This window comes from bacterium, from assembly GCA_037200965.1.
Classification (GTDB): domain Bacteria; phylum Patescibacteriota; class Minisyncoccia; order Phycocordibacterales; family Phycocordibacteraceae; genus C7867-001.
In genome coordinates this window covers 66,015-88,455 of the sequence record JBBCGK010000001.1, presented here as the reverse complement: position 1 = coordinate 88,455, position 22,441 = coordinate 66,015, and the positions used below count along the sequence as shown (strand labels likewise).

Genomic DNA, 22,441 nt, shown 5'->3' with positions numbered 1-22,441 from the left:
GTCAGACGATGGGTTCCGTAGTTCGCCGCACCGCTTCCGAATCCGGATCGGGGACCATGGTGTCGGGAGCATACGGAAGCGAGCACAGGGCCTCGGCTTCCGCGAGTATCTCCCCGACGCGCGCGGGAGAAATATGGAACTCGGCGAAGAGTTCGCGGCGGGGCCGGAGCATGTCGCAGGCGATGACGCCCGCCTGCATGAACAACTTCTTTTCGGATACCTTGAGGGTCGTAAGGGAGGTGACGGGATAGACGCGGGCGCGGTACATTCGCTCATAGAGGCTGTCGTGGAGCGGATAGCTCCAGCCGACAAGCTCGAGGCCCGCGCATTCGGCGTACTGGATGGCTTGGCTCGTGAATTTGGTATTGGTGATGAGGACGCCGCGGTCGACCGGGCAGGTCCGCTCCCTGGGATCGCAGTGCCAGATATCCTCGAACCGCGCTTTCACGTAGAGTGCGATCTTCACGTCCGTCTTATACCCCGGATCGTTATGGTATTTGAGTTCCGCCGCGACGGTTTCCACTTCCCCTGTCTTAGATCCTGCCAGAGGCCGGGTCGCATACACGTCGACTTCGTGCGGCACGCACTTACCCTGCATGATTTTCCTCGTTTCCACCTGCCAGCCCTCGTGCTTGAAGAGATGCGAGACGAAATCCTCGAACGGAAACCCGGTCGGTCCGATTTCGAGCATCGCCCTCCGGAGCGAATAGCGGGCGGCGGCCGGGCGCGCTTCCTTCCGGAGAAGCGCGAACGCCCTCCGGTATATCTCGTCGCTTCGCGCCCCTTCCGTTACCGTGCGCGAGATGGTATCGGCGATGCGCTCGGCGGTATGTTCTCCCGCCCCGGAGCGCATGAGCGAGGCCACGAGCTTTGCGGGATCGAACGCCTCTATCTCACCGTTTGATTTGAGGATGTTCGGCATGTGCTAAGGAGTCGTCGTTGCGGTCTCGCCGTTGAGATAGACGAACAGCGGTGCCGTCGCGGCTCCGGAAATCTTAAGGGAGAACGGCTGGTCCGCGCTCTTTTGAAGGCAGATGCCGTCATCCGGCGGAACCGTGAGATCGACGCGGATGCTCGGAGGCGTGGTCGATGCGGTCTGCGCCTTCGCATCGAGCGTATAGCAGGGAGTGGGCGTGCGGACGCTCCCGGTTATCGTAAGCACTCCTTTCGAGGCGGTTTTCTTGACTGAAACGAGGCTTGCGGCAGGCGCGCCGGATTCCGTCGCTTTCTCCGGCACCGCGCCGTCTTCGGTATGCGCTATGAAAAATGCGAACACGGCGATACTGACGATGATAAAGGCACCGATCGCGATCCGGGCATGCAGCTTCCCCATAGTCACTCCATGATACCACCGCCCGCCATTTCCCCGCCATCGTAGAAAACGACGGACTGGCCCGGCGCTATGGGTTCCGTAAGAGGTTCTGCGGGAACGAAAGTGCTGCCCGAAACCCTGCCGGGAATATGAGGGGAGCGATAGCGTACCTGGGCGCTCGTTATCTTCGAAGAATCGAGAAACCAGTTTGCGTCGCGGAACCTGATATCATGGGGAATAGCACAAGGCGTGTCTGAAAGCACGAGATGCCCGCCTTCTTTCCCGACGACGAACTTCCCGTCAACACGCTCTCCGACGGTATGGAGGAGCGCCGCATCCTCGCCAAGCTCTTGCCTCAGAAACTCCTTCACGGATACGGAACCCAGGAAGCACACGCCCTGGCTGTCGGGCTTCCCGGATACGGGAAGCCCGAACTGCTTTGCAAGCCGCCGCACGTCGCTCTTTTCCATATTTCCGACCGGAAAGACCGTCTTCCCGAGAACTTCTTTCGGCACCGCCCAGAGAAAGTATCGCTGATCTTTCTCTCCGGAGACATAGTGTCCGGTCGCGATACAGTCGGCACCGTGCGCCATCGCGAAATCATAAAAGACCCCGAACTTCACCTCCTTATTGCACATCACATCGGGATTCGGAGTCCGGCCCGCGGCGTATTCGGCAAGCAGATAGTCGATAACTCCTTTCTTGTATTCCGAGCTCGCGTCGAGCGTTAAAAAAGGTATTTGAAGATGCGCTGCCACCCGCATGGCATCGCGCCTGTCCTCCGCCCAGGTGCAGGGCATTCCGGGAGGGTACCAGCCTTGTATGAACACGCCGATCACCTGCGCTCCCTGCCCCTTCAAAAGAGCGGCGGACACGGCGGAGTCGACGCCTCCGGAGAGACCGAGGAATACTTTCTTTCCCTGAACATGCATGTCGACAGCAAATCATGGTTTGACAATCTCCGCCATCGTGCGTAGTCTCCACGTGTAGGGACTGTTGCAACGGAGGGCAGATGAGTATCCATGAGTTGCCGCGTGAAGAAGCGGCTGAAATCACGCTTACAACCTACGGCACGATCTGGCTCAAGGATTCGCGGAACGGACAGCGGGCGGGACACATCGAGAGCGGAACCAATCTTTCCATGCGGGTCCGCATGATCGGAGACGTTTCGTGGCTTCTTGTGTTCGACAACGATATCTACGGCCTTCGAAAGGAGGAATGGCTTGTACTCTGGCACAACGAACTGGTCGACATCCGCTGCGTGTGCAGCGGGCGGCCCCAAGACTACTTCGACGCCAAGAAGGACACCATCCGTGCATAGGCAAGGACAGACAAGCGCGCGACACGACACCATCCGGTGCGAGTCGCGCGCTTCGCTTTTTATCGTAAGTACTTTGACCTGTTCGCTTTATGCTCCTCAAACGTCTTCGCATAGTGCATCTGCCCGTCGAAGCCCGTGAGGTAGTAGAGGTCGGCGGTTTTTGCGGGGGTTGCCGCCGCCTCGATCGAATCAAGGCCCGGATTGCCGATGGGACCCGGCGGAAGCCCCTTGTTGCGATAGGTATTGTACGGGGAATCCACTTCAAGATCGGCGAACGTCGGAGAGTAGGTGTCGCGTCCGTGGATATAGCCGAAGACCGCATCGACCTGGAGCGGCATGCCGATCCTGATGCGGTTCCAGAGAATTCTCGCGACCATGCGCTTATCCTCCGATGTCTTCGCTTCCCGCTCGAGGATTGAAGCCATGATAATCACGTCAGAAAAGGAATGGCCGGAAGCATTGATCTCCGGAGTCACGCTAGCCACTTTCGTATCGAAATTAGTCCGCATCGTGGCAATGACGTCCGCGGCCTTCGCATTCGGAAGAAACAGATATGTATCGGGGAACAGATAGCCTTCGTACCGCTCCCCCGCTGTCCTGAAGTTCTCGGCCGTTATCTCCGGGAAACTCCTTGCGTATATGAGACCCATTTCGCGGGCCGTGAGGCCTTCGGGCAAGGTGACACGCACGGGATCAAGATCGAAATCGCCCGCTGCGAGCCGGTATGCGACATGCGCAAGTCCGAGCGGTTCCTCTAAGCTGTAGTCTCCCGCCTGGACGTGCGCGGCGTTTCCGCTTAGGCGAAGGATAACCGAGAGAAGCCGCGGATATGCGACAACGTTATCTTCGGCAAGCACTTTCGCGACGCCCGAAACCGCGAGCCCCGAAGGAACGGTGACGATGCTTCCCGTGGGAAATGCGGAGGGAGGACGGATAAGGAGCCAATAGCCGGAGAAAACGAGTGCAAGCGCGACAAGCAGCGCGAGCGCCTGCGCCCGGGTATAGCCCGCGAAGTGGAGCTCGAGCGCCGTCCCCGCAAACGACACGGCATCCCGCATACCCGATGATTCTTCCTGCATGCCTTAGGTCGGAAGGTTAACCGGCGCGTCCGACGTCGAGGACTGGATGCGCTGGAAGCCCGGCGTCTCGGTAGCGCCCGACGGGATATGGTAAATGGTCGCAAGCTCCTCGGTGCTCATGGTCATGTATTCGCCTTTGAAAGGCTGATAGAAGAAGCTCCGGCGGCGATAGGCTTCGATAAGTGCCTTGCGGGTCTTATTCTTGCGGTGGTCGACATTAAATTCCCACGGGTAATCGTTGAAAGCCGTCATCCAGCGTGCGGGCTTGAAGCCGTTCCACTCCTCCGAGCTGAACTGCTTGAAAATGCCGGTGAGTCCCGCGATCGTCGTGGGTGAAAAGCTCTCGGGGCGCGAAATGTAAACCCCGCGGGCACCGACGTCAAACGGCAGCTTCGAAACGTTCCGTTCGATGGCGGCGATCGTCTCCATCTGACCCTTGGTCGGGTTCGGGAATCCCTCCATCGAGACGCCCGTCGCCGGATCCTTGAACTTCGTTACGGTCTTCTTCCGGAGCTCTTCGACAACTTCTTTCGCCTCGTCTTTCCAAGTATAGGACTTCCCCTCTTTATTGAGCTTCTTGTACTTTTCTCCCTTATGCACGCGTATCGGCAGCTGGAGCCAAAGATACTCGCCTTTGCCCATTGAGCCCATGAACTCGATGAGGTTCGAGAGAGGATCCACTTGCTCGGGTTCCTTTGCCACCTTGTCGAGACCGTAGTCGACGTAGGTGCGGATCGGGTACGGACCGGCCTTGCTTTCGGTAAAGTCGCAGCCCCATATTTCCCATTCGCCGGGGTCGGCATTAATCATCCTCGTATAGTCCTGTACCTCGACGACCTGCGCACCCGAATACTGGGCGTATATTTGGGTCTCGATGATGCGGCGGTATCCCGCGCGCGTCCAGACGAAAAAGTGCACCTGGCCCTCAAGCGACGCGATTTCGAACGACCACCATGGCCGCACCGCGCCCTTAATATACTTCTTATACCAGGTCCCTTCGCCGGGCGAGAGGTGGAGGCCTGAGAGCACGGCCTCCATGGCAAGCGGCGTCTTCTCGATCATGCGCGGGGGTTTGATCTCAAGAAGGATGTATTCCTGGGACGCGATGAACTCCGAACGCTTAAGGTCGACCCATATCTCCCAAGCCGTACCCACAAGCGCGAGCGGAAGCCACAAAGGCAGGAGGAAAAAGGCCAAGGAAAGCGCGGGCAGGATGATGGACGGCGCGACGACAAGTATCGCGAAGAGCATTGCAAGCCCCGCGAAGAACAAAGGCCACGGAGCGAGCCCGAAGCCCGATTGCTCCTTCGATTTCTTAATTTTCTTTTCAAGCGCGTCGTAGAAAGGGAGCATGCTCACGTCTTAAGTATAACGCACGACGCGCCCCGCAAGGGGCGCGTCGAAGCGCTGTATCGGGAAAAGGTTACGCGAGCGCGTACGTGCCGTTCTTCTGGCGCTTGAAGTAGCGGGTGTCGTTGAGGTTCACGAGCACGGTATTGTCCTTCACGTACCGGCTCTTCTTCACCTCCGCGATCACTTGCTCCTTGGTCATCGGACCGTTCTTCTTGAGAACATCTGCGACGACTTCGCGCACGATTCCCGGCGCATAGCCCCACTCCTTAAGCGCGTAGAGGCCGCGGCCGACGAGCACGAAGCGCTCGTCCTTGATGAGCTCGTTATGGGTCGTCGCGACATGCGCCTTCTTCGAGAAGAGATCGCTGATCGCCTTCGCCACCTCGCTGAAGTGAAGCGGCTTCCCCGCCTGCTTTACGGCAAGGTATGCGTAGTCGCGGATACCCTTGGTGCGGACCGACGAGCACGAAGCGCGGCCCCACTCGGAAAGCGGATTGCAGGCGATGGTCTTCGAGAGCGAGAGCCAGCGCTTGAGGATGGATTCGGTCTGGTATGCGGTGTTGACTCCCTTGAGTTCCTCGAGAAAGCGCGAGAGGAGTTCTCCTTCCGGAAGCACGTCTTCGTCCTCAAGCGAGGAATAGAGGCTCGTGAGGGCATCGTGCACTTTCTCGGCCGTCTTATGGTCGACGTGCCAGCGGGCATAGAAATCATCGGTCTCGCGCTCGCGGAAGAAGGCGCTGCCGACGACGAGAAGGAAGCGGAACCGGTTCCGACTCTTTTCGTCCTTTGCGAGGCCGCCGAGAAGCTCGTCCTCGGGAACGATGCCGCCAAGCGACTCGATATACGCCTCAAGCTGCGAAAACGACTCTTCGGCGTCTTCGAACGCCTTCGAAGCGCGTACCGCTTCAAGGCCCGCGTTCTCGATCTGGCGAACGCGCTCGCGGGTGACGCCCCAGCGGTCGCCGATAGCTTCAAGGGTCTCGCGGGTAGCGCTCGTGCCAAGCCCGAAGCGGAAAATAAGCACCTCGCGGGCGCGCTCAGGCACCTCCGCAAGGAGCTTTTTCACGAGTCCCGCATTGTCGAAAGTGACGGCAGCGCCGCCTACTTTTGTGCTTTTCGCGCCCGTCTTCGTTTTAGTTGCCATATATGGTCTTATTTATACACCTAGGGCCGTTTTGCGTCAAGCGGCCACCAAATTAAGGATTTTACCCGGAACATACACGACCCTTCCCGGCTCTTTTCCGCCAAGCGCCGCGACGACCGCGGGCACCTCTTTAGCCATTTCAAACGCTTCGCTCTCCGAAGCGTCGGGACTCAGCGTTATCGACCCCCTCCGCCTGCCGTTTACCTGCACGACGATCTCGACCGCGCTTTCAATAAGGAGCGCGGGGTCGTATTCGGGCCACGGCGCGAGGTGTATCGAAGGCGTCTCCCCAAGCGTTTCCCAGAGCTCTTCGGTCACGTGCGGCGCAAACGGCGCAAGAAGGCGCAGGAATACCCCCCATTGCCCTTTTCCAATGCTTCCGGCCTTCTCAAGCGCGTTCATGAAAATCATCATCTGGCTGACCGCCGTGTTGAATTTAAACGCCTCGATATCCTCGCTGACCTTTTTGACGGTTTGATGGAGGAGCGCATCCAACGCTGCTACCCGGTCTTCCTGCACCGTGCCCGATGCCTTGATGATCCGCTCGATGAAGCGCGACGTACCTGCGATGGAGCCCGTGCTCCAGCTCGTCGTATTTTCAAACGGCCCCATGAAAAGCGTATAGAGACGAAGCGCGTCCGCTCCGTATTCGGCCACGACATCATCCGGGTTGATGACGTTACCCAATCGCTTGCTCATCTTTCGTCCGTCCTCGGCGAGAATGAAGCCCAGGAACTCGAGCCGCGCGAAGGGTTCCGCGGTCGAGACGAAGCCGGTATCGTAAAGGAACTTGTGCCAGAAGCGGGCATAGATGAGATGCCGAACGGCATGGTCGCCTCCCACATACACGTCGACCGGCGCCCAATACTTCTCATCCTTGGTGGAAACAAGCTGCGTATCGTCATGCGGATCCATATAGCGGAGGTAATACCAGGAGGATCCGGCCCACTGCGGCATGGTGTTGGTCTCGCGCTTTGCGGGACCTCCGCACTTCGGGCAGCGCGTATTCACCCAGTCCGTGATCGCGGCAAGCGGAGACTCGCCGGTGCCGGTCGGCTCGTATGATTCCACTTCCGGAAGAAGCACGGGAAGGTCCTCATAGGGCACGGGAACGGCGCCGTCTTTCTCGCAATGCACGATCGGGATCGGTTCCCCCCAGTACCTTTGGCGGGAAAAGACCCAGTCCTTGATTTTGTAGACGGTCTTTCTGCGGGCAAGGCCGTTTTGTACCGCATAGTCCGCTATCGCTTCACGGCAGTCGGCGGCGATCTTTCCCGCGAATTCCTCCGGCGCGTTCAGGATGCCGTTTTGCATGTCGGTCCAGCACACGTCCTCCGTGGCTTTCCGGAACGCGTATTTATGCGTCTCGGCGGTCAGAAAGGAATGCATTTCGTCTTTCGTGAGCCAGAGGAGTTCATGCCGGGCCTGCTCGTCCTCGCTTATCTCGTTTCGCTCCCCGTTTTGAAGCTCCACGAGGAACATTGGCGTATGACCGAAGCGGTTAAGCTGCTTCGGGACATGATAATAGCGGCCGTGCACTTTGCCGAGGTTTTTGGCGATCTTCGCGCTCGTATATCCCGTTTCCTCCCGGATCTCCTTGAGCACCGTGTCTTCGGGCGACATGCCCTCGTCGATGCCTCCGGTGAGGAGGGTTCCCCAGTCAGGGGCGTTCTTCCAGCGAAGGCCCAGATACTTGTCCTCGGCCCAGTGCTTAAGCACGACGATCACGCCGTAGTTGTCGACGTACGGCTCGTCTTTCCGGAACGCGGACGAATTGTCCGTTTGCGTATGTACCGGCTCGAGCACTTCCTTGAGCGGAATGCCGTATTTCTTTGCGAACGCGAAGTCGCGCTCGTCATGCGCGGAACACTTCACGATGCCGGTGCCGTAGTCGGCAAGCGCGTAGCTTGCAACCCATATCGGAAGTTCCCCGTTTCCCACGGGATCCACGGTGTATCTTCCCGTGAAGACGCCTTCGATGTCTTTAACGCCCCCGAGGCCCGCGGCCTCCCGCTTCTCGACCATTTTCCCGGCTTCGGCAAGAACCTTCTTCTCTTCCGGCAGGCCTGCGACGAGCTGCGGCAAAAGCGGATGGTCAGGCGCGATAACGAGGAACGTATCGGCCTTGAAGGCTTCGAAGTGTGCCGAGAAGGTCTCGAGGACCATATCCGTATCCTTGACCGGTGAAGCGAAGACGAGTCCCTCGCTCCGGCCGATCCAGTTGCGCTGCGCCTGCTTGATGTGCTCGGGCCAGGAGAGCGCGTCGAGATCGGCGAGGAGCCGGTCGGCATAGTCGGTGATCTTAAGCACCCATTGCGGAAGCTTTTTCTTTTCGACCGGCGTGCCGCAGCGCTCGCACACGTTCCCGTCGAGATCTTCGTTCGCAAGTCCCGTCATGCACGACGGGCACCAGTTGATCGGCTCGTTCGACTGGTATGCGAGCCCGTGCTCGAGGAGCTTCAGAAATATCCACTGCGTCCACTTATAGTATTTCGGATCGGTCGTGTTGATCTCGCGGGACCAGTCGTAGTCGAAGCCGATTTTCGCGAGCTGCTCTTTGAAGCGCGCGATGTTCTTCCCGACCGCGACCTTCGGGTGCACCTTGTGCTTGAGGGCGTAGTTCTCAGCGGGAAGGCCGAACGCATCCCATCCCATCGGATGAAGGACGCTTCTTCCGCGCATGCGCATGTGCCGAGAATACACGTCGGTCGCGATATATCCTTTCGGGTGCCCGACATGCAGCCCCTCTCCGGAAGGGTACGGGAACATATCAAGCACATAGGCTTTTTTCTTTTGCGGATCTTCGGAAGTGCGATAGATGTCCTGCTCTTTCCACCGCTCCTGCCATTTCCGCTCTATGGATGCATGATCGTATCCTTTTTTTGCCATAACGGGGCCGCCTCAATCCCTAATCCTTGAATCGCTTAAGGCCGATATAGAGAAGGGCTATAAGCGCGATGAGGGAAATGCCGAGCCGTATCCAGCTGCCCGCATCGCCCCAGTAGCTCACAGATGCGATCACGAAGGAAAGCACGCCGCCGTAGGCGAGGCCCGAGGATACGATCGAGGAGCCCGGAACGAAGACGCCCGCGATGAGCGCGACGACGCCAAGGGCAACGAGCGCGATGAAGGCGTTCCTTTCGTGTTCGCTTGAATCGGCGGTGAACTTCTGATTGCACGAGTAGTCGGGGTTGCAGTACCCGATTACTTTCGGCTGCTTCGCTTCCGTCGGCTCGGTCAGGTTGTTCGGGGTCGCGGTCCACTGGCCGCCCGCCTTTGTGCAGGACGCTTCGGTATCATATGTGGGAACCACCTGCGCCTGCGGGCAGAAGTCGGCATACTGGGGCGAAGGAAGGACCAGCGAGATAAGGACGACGAAGAAAACATTCAGGACGACGACGATGCCGATAACGACGGCCCATTTGACGAATCTCGGATGATGTTCTTTCGGAACGGGCGGAAAGGTTGTGTGGTCCATAGGACGCTGATTATACCATACGTGAAAACAAGAAAACCACGAGAGGTTTTCTCGTGGCTTGGCGGGAATCAAGGGCGCGTTCTGCAGCCCGGGCCTTTTCTGAAACTTAGAGATGATGCTCCAAGCGACAAAGAAGCCCTGATTCCGCTCTGCTGTTATCGGTGCGGAATGACATACCGGATGAGGTCAATGGCGTGGAAATACTTTGCAAGAATCACCATGCCGAAGACCGTCCAGAAGATCAGTCCTCCGAGGAATCCCCACCGGCGAAGGCCCGGCGCGAATCCGAATGCGAGCGTTGTGAGGGTCACGAGAAGGATCGTGAATCCGCTCATGGCGTAGAAATTGATGTGTTCCATCACCGGCTCCCGCTCGTCTGCGTGATGAGCCGAGAAAGCCGTGCCCGGTCAGCGTCTGGGTACTGCAGCTTGGATGCCGTGATAGTGATGCCATTGCTCTGCGTCACAGTATTGTGATCGCCCGTGATGAGCGTGAGCCCGCTACTCGCGCAGCCTCCGAGACTGCCACCCGCTACCGCGACGGCAAGCGCCGCGGCCAATCCCCTCAGTTTCATGACTAACTCCTGTAGTTGGGAAGAACCGCTCTTGTGAACGGCCGGAGGAACCCTAACACATAGGACTCCGCTTTGTCAACCGTGCAGGAACACCATCACGTCCCCGTCCTGTACCACGTATTCCTTCCCTTCCGTGCGCACCAGACCTTTCTCCCGCGCGGCGGCGTACGAGCCCGCCAGGAGAAGATCCTTGGCAGCGATAACTTCCGCGCGGATGAATTTATCGAGGAAATCGGTATGAATTGCGGCTCCGGCAACCGGAGCCGTGCTTCCCTTCGAAACGGTCCACGCGCGGGTTTCCTTGGGTCCGGTCGTAAAGTATGAAATGAGGCCGACGGTGTCGTAGCTTTTGCGGATAAGCTCCCCGAGCCCGTCTACCGGAACGCCGAGCTCCCGGCGGAAGCCTTCCCGGTCATCATCGGCGACATCGTTGAGTTCCCGCTCGGTGGCTGCGTCGACGAGCACATAGCCGGCTTTCTGCTCCTTCACGTACGCGAACGCGCGCTCGGCCCGGCCGTCATTGAGCTCGTCGAGGTTGTGCCCGCCCGACTTGCCGTTGAAGGCATAGAGGACAGGCTTCAAGGTAAGGAGGTTGAGCGTTTTTACGAGCTTCAGCTCTTCCAAGGTGAGTCCGGCATGGTTGGCGAACGTGCCGCAGGAAAGGGCCTGCTCGAGCTTCTTGAGCACTACAGCTTCCGCAACTGCTTCCTTCATCCCCGCCTTTACGTCCCGCGTAAGGCGGTCAAGACGGGCGACGACGACCTGGCTGTCGGCGAGGACGAGTTCGAGGTTGATGATTTCCATGTCCCGGACGGGCTCGACATCCCCGTGCACATGAAGCACGTCGGCATCGTCGAAAAAGCGCACGACCTCGAGTATCGCGTCCACTTCACGGATGTGCGTGAGGAACTGGTTCCCGAGTCCCTCTCCTTTCGACGCCCCTTTCACGAGTCCCGCGATGTCGACGAATTCGATCGCCGCGGGAATCACTTTCTCGGAACCCGAGAATTTGGCGAGGGCGGCAACGCGCTCGTCCGGAACGCCGACGATTCCGACCGAAGGGTCGATGGTGCAGAACGGATAATTCTCGGCGGGTACCGCCTGCTTGGTGAGCGCATTAAAAAGCGTCGACTTGCCGACGTTCGGAAGGCCCACGATGCCGATCTTGAGCATTATTCAAAAGTACCTGGTTCCAGGACAAAAAGAAAGCCGCCTCCGAAGAAGCGACTTGTTGGGGCGGGACGACAGACTCGACCTCGATCATCGCGGCGACTGGGGGCCATACGCGATCCGAAGGAATGTGTCGTCCCGCCCATGCAAACTAAAGAATAGTGGGTTCGGCCGTATCCAGCTTCATTATTTCCATTTCCACTGGACCGAGCGGCTTTCATGAGGACACTGATGCCCGCATAAAAACTACACCAAGCGTACACGCATTGTGCCGAACCCACACACTCTGAAGTAAAGTATGTTCTATCTTGTAATATTTGTCAAGTGCTTTGGCGGACTCCGTAAATCCGCCCCGGCTTCCAGCTGTCCTTGTCTTTAAAAAATATAAGGCCCGGGGAGGCCTTATATGGAGCTACGGAAGGCGGCTCACGACTACATAAGATTCCGAGGAGTCGCATAGCATCTATGACTGCGCTGACCAGGTCGCCGGGCCAAAGGTGATGAGGATCTGGCACCGGGCGAGCGGGCCTAAACGAGGAGCCGCCTTCCGGAGGCCATAGTAGAATCAAAGTACCTTCTTGGCAAGAAAACCTCTTGAATTCTAATCTGAAACGCAACACGCCTTCCCAAAGCGCACGCACGAGGTCTGCCAGGAGAGAGACTTCCGCGGCGTGTGGTTCATGAGGTCCACCACGTCCGCAAGGTCGTCTTTGGATATGGTACCCAGGTTCAGCCGTTTGGGGAATGGTCGCCGCAGGCGGCCATTGGTATTCTCGTTCTTCCCGCGCTCCCACGGATGGTGTGCGTGTGCGAAGTACACGGTGGCATCGGTATCACGTTCAATGAACTGCCAGAGTGCGAACTCGCTCCCGCGGTCGTACGTGATGGTCCCGGTGACTTTCTGATGCGACTTCAGTACCGCATGCACGACATCTGCCGTGCCGTTCGGGATTAGGTCGGCAACGAGATACAAGCTCTGGTGCACGTGGGTGAGGATGCGTTCACGACCTGCGCCTTTGACGGTATCGCCCTCCCAGCCAGGTTCTGTGCGCTCCTCAATGGAACGCACGTTCTTGGTCCATCCTTGTTTCTGCGTACGCTTTGAGCCATATCGGCGGCGCTTCCTTCCTCGCTGCGGCAGACGAGCCAACAGATCAGGACGGGTGCGATATAGCCACGCGTATATCGTCTCGTGCGATATGTCGAGAAGGTGTGCGATCACCTCTGGAGAGACGAGTGGGTCAAGGAGTGCCTCGACAAGGTCAGCCAACTGCTGATTGTTTGCAAGGAGGCGTCCCGCCTCCTTGCTCTTCATGCGGCGTGCCTTCGCACGCACGTCCGCGTGCGTGGCGTGATACCGCCCGTTCTTCTTCGCGTTCCGTTTCAACTCCCTTGAGATGGTCGAGCGGTGGACGCCCAGTTGCCGCGCGATCCCAGCTTTCTTCACACCAGCGCGCAGGAGCGCGCCTAGCGAAACGCGCATGTCGCGCGTATTGTGTGTATGCATACCCGTTGGTGCTTAGGTGATTCAACACTCCTAGCGTACCTGCGGGTATGCGCTTTTCAATACGGGTTGTTGCGTTTCAAGCTAGAATTCAACCCTATGTGCCCCGGACCCCGAGCGCCGAAATGCGCCCCAGCCACCGGCTTTTCTGAAGTTCCGAAAGATTCTCGCTTCCGCCTATTTTCGTAAGCCGGACTTTGAACCCCGAGAAGCCGAGGATGCCGCGGGAGATCTCATTGGTGTAGTCGCCAAAGAGAAAGCGTATCTGCCACGGCTTCGATTTCGAAAGTATGACGACGCGCGCACTCTTGCCTTTGAGCAGGCGATCCCATCCCCATCCGCTCTTGCGGAAATGGAATGCGAAGCCCGGAAGCCATGCGCGGTCGAAGAATCCCTTGAGGAGCGCGGGCATGGTGCACCACCAGTTCGGATAGACGAGCACGAAGTGATCGCACCAGCGCAGGTGCTCCTGCACCACCTTGAGATCAGGCTCGAGTTCCTGGATAACCTTATACCCTTTGTGGAGTATCGGGTCGAAGGCCAGATCTCCGATATTCGCTTTTCGCACCTCGTGTCCTGCTTCCCGTGCGGCTTGTTCATAGGCAACGGCAAGCTCGTTCGAGAGCGTCTCCACGCTATCGGGATTGCCCGTCAGTATGAAAATCTTTTTCATACTAGCGGCTCATGAGCCCCTGGAGCTCCGCGCGGTACTTCTTCATCACCTCCATCGTCGCCTTCATCTCGCTTTCGCCGCCTTTCTTCCGGCGCTCGACCTCTTCCCCGATCTTCTTGAACAGCTCGGGATCTTTCTCGACGAAAGCGAGCATCTGGTCCCGCTTGTCGGCGGGTACGCCCTTCATCTTCCATTTCGCATATTGCCTCAGGAGGAATCCTTGGACCGACATGTACGGGATGATAGCACGAAGCGGGCCCTTGAATGAAGGGCCCGCTTAGCTGAGATTTCAATTATGACTACTCGGGGAGCACGAAGCCTCGCTCGCTCAGCCAGAACGCCACGGTCCTCGCCCTTGCTTTGCCGAACCAGCGTATCTTCGACAGATTCCTTCTTCCAAGCACAATCAGATCCCGTATTCTAGGGGTCGAGGTTTTCCGCTCCTGGAAATACGCTGCCAGCGCTTTCGCGCCGATGTTGTCGACATATCGTCCGAAACAAGGCGTGAACAGGTTGCCGTCGAGAAAATCCGAAACGTCGTGCGTCTCGCCGCCCATAAGTTCCTCCGTTTGGTTTACAAACCGATGCAGACTATAGCACGCCTGCATGGGGAATAAGAAAAGGCAGGGGTGCGGCACCCCTGCCTTTCTCGGGAGTTATTCCGCGGCAAGCGGAATCCGGGGCGGAGCGAGAAGCGCGAAGTTGTTGAAATACCGACGCAAATCCAAGCTCCGCTTTGTGAGGCTGATCCCCACCTCAGGATCGGCTGAGACCCAAACGTGCGTGCGGGCTCCAAGATCCCTGACCGGAATAATGTACATCCCGCGGTAATCGTCACCGTCAAAAATGCCGCCAGCCATGAACGCCGCCTGCTTCCGGACCGCGCCGCGCGGGCACATCAGCTGAACGTACATCCTGTCACTTGAGATTTTTCTCACCGCCGCTGCGCATCTGCAGAAGTGCAGGCTGCACAGGAGCCCTTCCACATAGACCGAACGCTGGAGGAGGCGGTGGTGCCGGGTATCGCCGCGCGCCGGGCTTACCTGCGGGCAATTGTTTCGAAGCGCCGCGATCATGATCCCGTATTCGCGAACATTTGTTTTGAAATCCGCGCCAGTATCGATGATCGGCATGGCGGTCTTCCTTCTTGCTAGGCATCCGGAACAAATGTAGCACGGAAACGGGGGCGCCTAGGCGCCCCCGCGCACCTCCTGTCTGCTCAGCAAGTCCCATCGATCCCTATAGGAAGGCCAGTGGACGGCTGACCCGCCGTTCTCCGGCTCATTACTTTCTTTGCCAGGGAATGGCATCGTCGCGTGCAACTGATTTCTCCAATACGCGAAGACGTTCACCGGAATCACGTAGAAGTCCGGACGGGCGCCTTCCCGAACGGAGAATATGCCAGCGGCACATTCCCAGAACTGCGCACTGAAATGGACGCTGATATAGATACGACCATGGTGCTTGCTCGTGGCCACGTTCCGGACTACGCAAAAATTCCCGTTCACGCACACCAGGCTGCAACTCACATGCTGGCGGGTTTGCGTAGCAACGGCAATCACTTCGCACTCATGATTTTGGGCGCGGATTACCGCAGGCCAGAGTCTGCGGTCGAGCTCGGGTCCCATTATCTTTCTCCTTGCATCCGTTTGTTCCAACCGGACGCAATCATACCAGAGAAATCGCGGAGTCTATAGAATGATGGTCGCCTGATTCCCCGAAACTTCGGCGACACCGCCTGCGGGAACGGAAATCGAGCGGGTCTGCCCGTCCGCGGTTTTCACTCTCGCGGTCCCTGCCTTAAGCTCCGAAACATACGGCTCGTGTCCGGCAAGAACGGTGAACTCCCCGGAAAGTCCCGGGAGCGTCGTGGAAACCGCCTCTCCGTCGAAGAGATTTTCGCCCACTTTCGCGATCGTCAGATGAAATGTCTTTGCCATTATGCGACCTGGTCTATCGAGCCTTTCATATAGAAGGCGCTCTCCGGCTTGTCATCGTGCTTGCCGTCCGCGATCTCGCCGAATCCGCGCACCGTCTCTTCCCGCGGCACGTATTGGCCTTTAATGCCCGTGAAAGGCTCGGCGACGAACATCGGCTGCGAGAGGAAGCGCTCGATTTTGCGCGCCCGGGTCACCGTCGTCTTGTCCTCCTCGGAAAGCTCTTCCATGCCGAGAATCGATATGATGTCCTGCAGATCCTTATACCGCTGAAGCACGAGCTTCACCTTGTTCGCGACGCGATAGTGCTCTTCGCCGACGATTTCGGGCGTGAGCGCGGCGGAGGAAGATTCGAGCGGGTCGATGGCCGGATAGATGCCAAGGGACGCGAGCTGGCGCGAGAGTACCACGGTACCGTCAAGATGGGCGAACGTCGTCGCCGGTGCCGGGTCGGTGAGGTCGTCGGCAGGCACATAGACCGCCTGCACGGACGTGATCGAGCCCTTCTTGGTCGAGGTGATGCGCTCCTGGAGCTTGCCTATTTCTTCCGCCAAGGTCGGCTGATACCCCACGGCCGAAGGCACGCGGCCGAGAAGCGACGACACCTCGGAGCCCGCCTGAATGAAGCGGAAGACATTGTCCATGAAGAAGAGAACGTCTTTGCCACCTTCGTCTCTGAAGTATTCGGCCTGGGTGAGGCCCGTAAGCGCGACGCGGGCGCGGGCACCCGGCACTTCGTTCATCTGCCCGAAGACGAGCGAGGTCTGCGGAAGCACTCCGGAGTCCGCCATCTCGTGATAAAGGTCGTTCCCCTCGCGCACGCGTTCCCCCACGCCCGCGAACACCGAATATCCGCCGTGGTTAGAAGCCACGTTATGGATAAGCTCCTGGATGGTCACGGTCTTGCCGACGCCAGCTCCCCCGAAGAGCCCGACCTTCCCGCCTTTAAGGAAGGGAATGATGAGATCGATAGCTTTGATGCCGGTCTCGAAGATTTCCGCCTTCGTTGTCTGCTCGTCAAAAGATGGCGGCTGGCGGTGTATCGGAAGGCGCGGAGTACCTTCCGCGACCGGCCCTTTTCCGTCTACAGGCTCCCCGAGCACATTGAAGAGGCGCCCGAGGGAGTTAGCGCCGACCGGGACGGAGATGGCTGCGCCCGTGGCCTTGGCCGCTTCGCCGCGGGAGAGCCCTGCCGTCTCGTTCATTGAAATGGCGCGCACCCGGTCGAGTCCGAGGTGCGAAGCGACCTCGAGCACGATGCGGCCGTGCGCGCCGGTAGCTTCGATCGTGAGCGCGTCCTGGATGGCGGGTCTTCCTTCCGGGAAATGCACATCCACGACCGGCCCGATAATCTGAGTAATAGTTCCGTTCATATCGTATGCATTAAACTTTCTTTTCCCTAAATTTGCAATCAATTTGCCTAACAACACTATGGCCGCCCGTGGGCGGCCATAGTGTTCGTATGATTACCCGCCCGCCCCGCTACTTCCGAACTTCGCGGGAAGGCTTGGCACGCGGGGTATCGCTTTCGCGACGTCGGCAGGCCGAGCTAGTGCCGATAACGCCCGGTCCGCCCGAGCCTGATCCCTCCGGTTCGGCCGGTGTATCAGGCGTATGACACGATTATACCCGATGCGGAGTGCCGTCCACAAGCCTCGCTTCGGTCGTTAATTGACTTTTCATCCCCGAGGGGATATAGTGACCGGGTAAATTGCCGTTAGGCACCCGAGAACCCCGCAAGGGGTTCGCTTCGTTTATCGCCTCATCAAGGATTCGATCGCCTCCTTAAGTCCTGCGAACTTCGGCTCGGGCAGCTTGCCGATGCGGCGGATGAGCCGTTTCGCGCTCAATGTGCGGATTTGCGAGACGATCGCGCGCTGCTCGATTCCCGAAAGCATGAAGCCGAAATGGAATGCGTCATCCTTGCTCTGGAGCGTGGCTGGTACGCCCCAGAACAAGTCCTTATTGAATTTGCGCACGATGATTACCGGACGCTCAAACCGGGCGTTCTTCCCGTCCTGTTCCGTTCCGATATTCGCGCCGAGCGAGCTCCACCATACCTCGCGCTCGTTGAAGAACGGGGGATTCCTGTGTTCTTCGATCGCGGACTTGACCTCGTGCCATTTCGTATAGTCTTTCGGCATGCGTCATGAAGCAAGCGCCTCCCGCCCGCCAACGATCTCCGACACCTCCCGCGTGATCGCCGCCTGACGGATCTTGTTGAAGAGGCGCGTGAGGTCGTGCGCCACCTCCTCCGACTTCTCCGACGCGTTCTTCATGGCGATCATCCGCGCCGAATGCTCGGACGCCTTCGCCTCAAGGAGCATGTGATAGAGGGAGACGGCGACGAGCTTCGGGATAAGCACGCCGAGCACTTCCCCGGCCGAGGGCTCGATAGTGTAGGCCGGAGGTGCCTTGATCGGAGCGGTCTCCGCGAACTTCCCTTTCTCCGGAGCGATGTCGGAAACCAGCTCCGACACGGCGGAAAGGGAAAGCGGGAGGAGTTTCCGTACCGTCGGCGCCTGCTCGAACGTGCTCTTGAAGTTGCTATAGACCGCAAGGACTTCGTCGAATTCCCCGGCAAGGAATCCTGCCGAGAGTTCCAGCGAGAGCTCTTCCATGCCGGAAAGCTCGATAGTATCGCTCTTGTTCTCGAAAGTCTTCTTGATACGGTAGCTGCGGCGTGAGAAATACTCCGAACCCTTGCGGCCGTACGCGAAGATGGTGATGCTCTCTTGCGCTTTCCCCTCAAGCGCCTGCGCCGCGGCTTTGAGTACGTTTGCATTCAAGGCACCTGCAAGCCCCTTGTCGCTCGTAATCACGACGAAGGCAGTCTTCTTCACGGGCCGAAGTGTCGCGAGCGGATGGCGCGCGAGATCGCTACTCCCCGAAAGCCGTGCAAGAATTGCGAGTGCGGCTCTCGCATACGGGCGTCCTGCGAGCGCCGATCCTTGGGTCTTTCTCATCTTCACGGCAGAGACAGCCTCCATCGCGTGCGTGACCTTGTTGGTCCGCTGCGTCGCCTTTATCTTCGATTTGATGTCCTTGAGGGCCATGCTTTAGCTCACGTGTGCCGCAAACGTATCGAGAACCTTCTTGAGCTTCCCTTCCGTCTCCTCATCGATCTGCTTGCCTTCGCGGATAGCCGAGAGAGCATCTTTTCCTTCGCGAAGCAGGAAGTCCCTAAGCTTCGCTTCTGCCTGGCTCGCCTCTTCCGGAGCGAAGCGATCGAAGTACCCATTCGTCGCGGCATAGATGACAGCTGCCTCCATCTCAAACGGCAGAGGCTCTCCCTTATTCTGCTTGAGGACTTCCGTAAGGCGGCGGCCGGAGTCGATGCGCTTCTTGGTCTCGGCGTCGAGATCCGAAGAGAACTGCATGAAGGCTTCAAGCTCGCGGAACTGGGCAAGTTCAAGCTTGATCTTCCCCGAGACCTTCTTCATCGCCTTGGTCTGCGCATTGCTGCCCACGCGCGAGACCGAGATGCCGACGTTAATGGCCGGGCGAAGCCCCTGGTTGAAGAGGTTCGCTTCGAGGAATATCTGGCCGTCCGTGATCGAGATCACGTTCGTCGGGATGTATGCCGACACGTCGCCTTCCTGGGTTTCGATGATAGGAAGCGCCGTGAGGGAGCCGCCGCCCTTCTCTTTGGAAAGCTTCGCCGCGCGCTCGAGAAGGCGCGAGTGGAGATAGAAGATGTCGCCCGGATATGCTTCGCGGCCCGGCGGGCGGCGAAGAAGGAGCGACATTTGGCGATACGCGACTGCCTGTTTCGAGAGGTCGTCATATACGACGAGCGCGTCCTTGCCTTGTTCCATGAAATGCTCGCCGATCGTCGCGCCTGCAAACGGGGCGAGATACTGAAGCGCGGCGGGACTCGAAGCGGGAGCGGTAACGACGATCGAGTACGCCATCGCGCCTTTCTCCTCGAGCTCCGCGACGAGCTTCGCGGTCTTCGACTCCTTCTGGCCGATGGCGACATAGATGCAGACGGGACGGGACGCTTCGGGCTCGGAGAGCTGGTTCAAAATGGTGTCGATCGCGATCACGGTCTTCCCGACGCCGCGATCCCCGATGATGAGCTCGCGCTGGCCGCGGCCGATCGGGATCATGGCGTCGATAGCCTTTATGCCGGTATGCAAAGGCACGTTCACGGGAGCGCGGTCGATGACGCCGTATGCCTCGCGCTCGATCGGAAGGTCTTTCGTCTCTTTGACCGGACCCTTGCCGTCGACCGGCTCTCCAAGCGCATTAACCACGCGGCCCACGAGCGCATCGCCCACGGGAATCGAGAGCCTACGCCCGAGCTTCCGGACGAGCATGCCTTCATACACCTTCGAAGAATCTCCGAGAATGACGGCGCGCACGCTGTCCTCTTCGAGGTTGAGGACAAGGCCGTATACGGGCGAAGGATCTTTGAGCGCGTCCTCAAGCGAGCGGTCGAAGGTCGGGTCGAACAGCACCATTTCCGTCATCACGGCTCCTGAGAGTCCGTCGATCTCGGCGATGCCATCGCCCGTCGTGCGGACGATGCCGACCTCCTCGGAGCCTCCCTCCGGCTTCCAGGCCGCGATCTCGCGCTCTATTTTCTCGATGATATTTTGCATGCTTAGGCCGTGACTTTCTTATAAATCTCAAGGAGCGCCCGCTTTCCCGTGGTGTCCGTGAGGATGCCGTTCTCTATCGAGCGAGAGCCGCTGATGAGCGCGGGACTTTCTTCCGCCGTCTCCTTCCGGGGCGCGAGCTTCCGCGCTCGCGCTTCCTTCATCTTGAGTTCCCTCAAAATTCTCGGCAGGAGCTTCATCCGGCCGGTGCGCTTCAAGTGCTCGACGAGGGTTTCGTAGGTCATTTGGTCTTCATGAGCTTCTCGGCGGCAAGAAGCGCGACGCGTGCGATGTCCTTCTCGCTTTCCCGCTTCGCGCGTTCCGCCGATTCCTTTGCCCGCGCTTCCGCATCGCGCTCGACCGCGGCAGCCCTCGCCTGCGCTTCTGCAAGGAGCCGCGCCTTCTCCCCGGAAGCCTCCCCGCGCGCCGTCTGCACGGTCTCTTCTGCTTCCTTCTCGGCCGCTTTCGAGCGTTCGAGGGCCTTCGCGTCCGCCTCCGAGAGCTTCTTTGCCGCTTCCTCGGCGTCCTCGACGCCCTTGGCGACGACCTGTTCCCGCTCCTTCACCATCTTGAGGACCGGCTTATACAAAAGCCAGGTCAAAAGCGCGACCAGGATGCCGAAGTTCACCACCTCAAGCGCGAGGCTTCGCCAGTCGACGCCGAAGGTGGTGATGAGGGCTTCCATGGATAGCAGGAACTAGGTGAACTTGATGATGAAGCCGACGACGAGCGCGAAGATCGCGAGCGCCTCGGTGAATGCGATACCGATGAACATGTTGACGACGATCGGGCCGGAGGCCTCGGGGTTTCGCCCGATGGCTTCGAGCGCCTTCGAGACAAGGATGCCGATGCCGATACCGGGACCCATGACGCCAAGACCGACCGCGAGGGCCATGCCGAGCGCCTTTGCTGCTTCAAGTTCCATATGAATTTAGGTGGTGATGGTTGTTTTTGTAATGCCGTGCGGCAGGTCGCGCTCGTCGACCACCGCATGCGCAAGGCCGTGCTCCGCGCCGTCGTGGCCGTCCGCATGCTCGTGCTCCGCGTGTCCCGAGATCGCGATCTTCGTGAAGAAGAGCGTGAGGAGGGCGAAGATCGCCGCCTGGATGAAGCCCACGAAGAGCTCGAACGCCAGGAACGGTACGGGCAGGAGAAGCGGCACGAACGACGCGAGCACGAGTATGAGTACCTTGCCCGCGAACACGTTTCCGAAGAGGCGGAAGGAGAACGAGATCAGCCGCGCCACTTCGGAGACGAGTTCTATCAAGCCTACTACGAAAGCGATAGGCGACGCAAAGGTGATGAATTTCTTTCCATACTTAAACGCGCCCAGGGCCGCGATGCCGAATATCTCGATCGTGAAGAAGGCGACGAGCGCGAGCGCGAGGGTGAAGTTGAGGTCGGTGGAGCTCGCATGGAAGAGCGGCACGAAACCGTGCTCTCCTCCGAACCCTATCCCCTCGCCTATCGGCAAAAGCCCGAACCAGTTGACCGTGAGAACGAGGAGGAAGATGGTCATCACGATCGGGAAGAGCTTCTCCGCTGCCTTCTCGTCCTCGAGGGTATCCCGCACGAAAGTATACGGGAACACGATGATGAGCTCGAGGACCGCCTGGAACTTGCCGGGCTTGAGCTTCAAGGAGCGCCCGGCGAAATACGCGAAGACTATGAGGAGGAGGGATACCAGGAGCGTCGTGAAGAGCGTGTTCGTCACTGCGAACGACCCGATATGAAAAAGCGCCAAAGGCGCCAGGTGGATTGCGATCCCCTCATGCATGGACTGATTTTATCACGACTCCCCGCCCGGCCAAAGCAAAAGGCGCCGCTCATCGCTGGCGCCTTTTTTTGAAGGGCTTCTCTTCCGATTCCATGCTCGCTGGCACCAAGAGGGCTTTGATTCCCTCTATAAGAAGCCGCGGAATGCGGAATTCCTCCTCATTCTCATAGCGGAAACGAAAGTCGATACGGACCGTACGGGTTCTTTCCTCGAAATCGAGGAAAAGATTCGGATGCGAACCCGGAGAGCCGGGCCCGACCGAGAGCCCGATGTCGCCTCCGATACGCTGTACCGCCGCAAGCAGTGTCGGCGGGTCAAGCCGGATGCGCCCCCTGCAACCATGGAAGGCGGCGACGAACTGATGTTTCTTCACGCATGCCTCCCTTGGTTCGGAACGAATGAAATGCGCCCGCAGGCGCCGACGAGACTTTGGGGAGTATAGGGCTTCAAAACCCGGGCGCAAGGCCCTGGGGACAGCCTGGGGACAAATACGGGCGCCTGGGGTACTATTGGCC

At 58.9% G+C, this 22,441-nt stretch carries 27 protein-coding genes; 1 reads left to right on the top strand and 26 read right to left on the bottom strand.

What is annotated here, in order from left to right:
- Position 1 precedes the first annotated feature (1 nt).
- The 3 genes from WDN10_00520 to WDN10_00510 are packed head-to-tail and all read right to left on the bottom strand — an operon-like array spanning position 2 to position 2,244.
- Positions 2-922, bottom strand: coding sequence for an ATP cone domain-containing protein (locus tag WDN10_00520; protein ID MEJ0053198.1), 921 nt, complete (start codon positions 920-922; stop codon positions 2-4).
- A gap of 3 nt (positions 923-925) precedes the next feature.
- Positions 926-1,333: a hypothetical protein gene (locus tag WDN10_00515; protein ID MEJ0053197.1), complete on the bottom strand. Its 408-nt coding sequence runs from the start codon at positions 1,331-1,333 to the stop codon at positions 926-928.
- 2 nt (positions 1,334-1,335) lie between these two features.
- A complete protein-coding gene (locus WDN10_00510; GenBank protein ID MEJ0053196.1) occupies positions 1,336-2,244 on the bottom strand; it encodes an aminomethyltransferase beta-barrel domain-containing protein in 909 nt (302 codons plus the stop codon).
- A gap of 80 nt (positions 2,245-2,324) precedes the next feature.
- Between WDN10_00510 and WDN10_00505 the strand changes: the two genes are divergently transcribed.
- Positions 2,325-2,633: a hypothetical protein gene (locus WDN10_00505; protein ID MEJ0053195.1), complete on the top strand. Its 309-nt coding sequence runs from the start codon at positions 2,325-2,327 to the stop codon at positions 2,631-2,633.
- 59 nt (positions 2,634-2,692) lie between these two features.
- Here WDN10_00505 and mltG read toward each other — a convergent pair whose 3' ends face one another.
- The 23 genes from mltG to WDN10_00390 form a co-directional block, all read right to left on the bottom strand.
- Positions 2,693-3,712, bottom strand: coding sequence for an endolytic transglycosylase MltG (gene mltG, locus WDN10_00500; GenBank protein MEJ0053194.1), 1,020 nt, complete (start codon positions 3,710-3,712; stop codon positions 2,693-2,695).
- 3 nt (positions 3,713-3,715) lie between these two features.
- Positions 3,716-5,065, bottom strand: a complete 1,350-nt coding sequence (locus tag WDN10_00495) for a hypothetical protein (GenBank protein ID MEJ0053193.1) — start codon at positions 5,063-5,065, stop codon at positions 3,716-3,718.
- A gap of 70 nt (positions 5,066-5,135) precedes the next feature.
- Entirely contained in the window at positions 5,136-6,209 is a 1,074-nt protein-coding gene (locus tag WDN10_00490) for a sigma factor-like helix-turn-helix DNA-binding protein (protein MEJ0053192.1), read from the bottom strand.
- A 36-nt stretch (positions 6,210-6,245) separates the two neighbouring features.
- Positions 6,246-9,098 (bottom strand): class I tRNA ligase family protein, encoded by a 2,853-nt coding sequence (locus WDN10_00485; protein ID MEJ0053191.1) that lies wholly within the window; start codon positions 9,096-9,098, stop codon positions 6,246-6,248.
- A gap of 19 nt (positions 9,099-9,117) precedes the next feature.
- Complete coding sequence (locus WDN10_00480; protein MEJ0053190.1) at positions 9,118-9,687, bottom strand: hypothetical protein; 570 nt, start codon at positions 9,685-9,687, stop codon at positions 9,118-9,120.
- 155 nt (positions 9,688-9,842) lie between these two features.
- Positions 9,843-10,046 (bottom strand): hypothetical protein, encoded by a 204-nt coding sequence (locus WDN10_00475; protein MEJ0053189.1) that lies wholly within the window; start codon positions 10,044-10,046, stop codon positions 9,843-9,845.
- The gene (locus tag WDN10_00470; GenBank protein MEJ0053188.1) at positions 10,046-10,261 is read right to left on the bottom strand and encodes a hypothetical protein; all 216 of its coding nucleotides are present in this window, start codon (positions 10,259-10,261) and stop codon (positions 10,046-10,048) included. The genes WDN10_00475 and WDN10_00470 overlap by 1 nt, the downstream gene beginning before the upstream one ends.
- A gap of 75 nt (positions 10,262-10,336) precedes the next feature.
- Positions 10,337-11,434, bottom strand: a complete 1,098-nt coding sequence (gene ychF, locus WDN10_00465) for a redox-regulated ATPase YchF (GenBank protein MEJ0053187.1) — start codon at positions 11,432-11,434, stop codon at positions 10,337-10,339.
- A 598-nt stretch (positions 11,435-12,032) separates the two neighbouring features.
- Positions 12,033-12,938, bottom strand: a complete 906-nt coding sequence (locus WDN10_00460) for an IS30 family transposase (GenBank protein ID MEJ0053186.1) — start codon at positions 12,936-12,938, stop codon at positions 12,033-12,035.
- Positions 12,939-13,032: 94 nt separating this feature from the next.
- Positions 13,033-13,608: an NAD(P)H-dependent oxidoreductase gene (locus WDN10_00455; GenBank protein MEJ0053185.1), complete on the bottom strand. Its 576-nt coding sequence runs from the start codon at positions 13,606-13,608 to the stop codon at positions 13,033-13,035.
- A 1-nt stretch (position 13,609) separates the two neighbouring features.
- Positions 13,610-13,840: a hypothetical protein gene (locus tag WDN10_00450; protein ID MEJ0053184.1), complete on the bottom strand. Its 231-nt coding sequence runs from the start codon at positions 13,838-13,840 to the stop codon at positions 13,610-13,612.
- Positions 13,841-13,907: 67 nt separating this feature from the next.
- Positions 13,908-14,165: a hypothetical protein gene (locus WDN10_00445; GenBank protein ID MEJ0053183.1), complete on the bottom strand. Its 258-nt coding sequence runs from the start codon at positions 14,163-14,165 to the stop codon at positions 13,908-13,910.
- A gap of 99 nt (positions 14,166-14,264) precedes the next feature.
- Complete coding sequence (locus WDN10_00440) at positions 14,265-14,741, bottom strand: hypothetical protein (protein ID MEJ0053182.1); 477 nt, start codon at positions 14,739-14,741, stop codon at positions 14,265-14,267.
- Positions 14,742-15,299: 558 nt separating this feature from the next.
- Positions 15,300-15,548 carry a hypothetical protein gene (locus WDN10_00435; protein ID MEJ0053181.1) on the bottom strand — a complete coding sequence of 83 codons (249 nt, stop codon included), beginning with the start codon at positions 15,546-15,548 and terminating at the stop codon, positions 15,300-15,302.
- Positions 15,548-16,918: a F0F1 ATP synthase subunit beta gene (atpD, locus tag WDN10_00430; GenBank protein MEJ0053180.1), complete on the bottom strand. Its 1,371-nt coding sequence runs from the start codon at positions 16,916-16,918 to the stop codon at positions 15,548-15,550. The genes WDN10_00435 and atpD overlap by 1 nt, the downstream gene beginning before the upstream one ends.
- A 381-nt stretch (positions 16,919-17,299) precedes the next feature.
- On the bottom strand, positions 17,300-17,689 hold the full coding sequence (locus tag WDN10_00425; protein ID MEJ0053179.1) for a type II toxin-antitoxin system PemK/MazF family toxin: 390 nt from the start codon (positions 17,687-17,689) through the stop codon (positions 17,300-17,302).
- A 3-nt stretch (positions 17,690-17,692) separates the two neighbouring features.
- Positions 17,693-18,601 carry an ATP synthase F1 subunit gamma gene (atpG, locus tag WDN10_00420; protein MEJ0053178.1) on the bottom strand — a complete coding sequence of 303 codons (909 nt, stop codon included), beginning with the start codon at positions 18,599-18,601 and terminating at the stop codon, positions 17,693-17,695.
- Positions 18,602-18,604: 3 nt separating this feature from the next.
- Positions 18,605-20,152 (bottom strand): F0F1 ATP synthase subunit alpha, encoded by a 1,548-nt coding sequence (gene atpA / locus WDN10_00415; GenBank protein MEJ0053177.1) that lies wholly within the window; start codon positions 20,150-20,152, stop codon positions 18,605-18,607.
- Positions 20,153-20,154: 2 nt separating this feature from the next.
- Positions 20,155-20,394, bottom strand: coding sequence for a hypothetical protein (locus WDN10_00410; protein ID MEJ0053176.1), 240 nt, complete (start codon positions 20,392-20,394; stop codon positions 20,155-20,157).
- Positions 20,391-20,834: an ATP synthase F0 subunit B gene (locus tag WDN10_00405; GenBank protein MEJ0053175.1), complete on the bottom strand. Its 444-nt coding sequence runs from the start codon at positions 20,832-20,834 to the stop codon at positions 20,391-20,393. Before WDN10_00405 ends, WDN10_00410 begins: the two co-directional genes overlap by 4 nt.
- A 12-nt stretch (positions 20,835-20,846) precedes the next feature.
- Positions 20,847-21,074, bottom strand: coding sequence for an ATP synthase F0 subunit C (atpE, locus tag WDN10_00400; protein ID MEJ0053174.1), 228 nt, complete (start codon positions 21,072-21,074; stop codon positions 20,847-20,849).
- 6 nt (positions 21,075-21,080) lie between these two features.
- Positions 21,081-21,926, bottom strand: a complete 846-nt coding sequence (atpB, locus tag WDN10_00395; GenBank protein MEJ0053173.1) for a F0F1 ATP synthase subunit A — start codon at positions 21,924-21,926, stop codon at positions 21,081-21,083.
- 49 nt (positions 21,927-21,975) lie between these two features.
- A complete protein-coding gene (locus WDN10_00390) occupies positions 21,976-22,299 on the bottom strand; it encodes a hypothetical protein (protein MEJ0053172.1) in 324 nt (107 codons plus the stop codon).
- Positions 22,300-22,441: the final 142 nt, after the last annotated feature.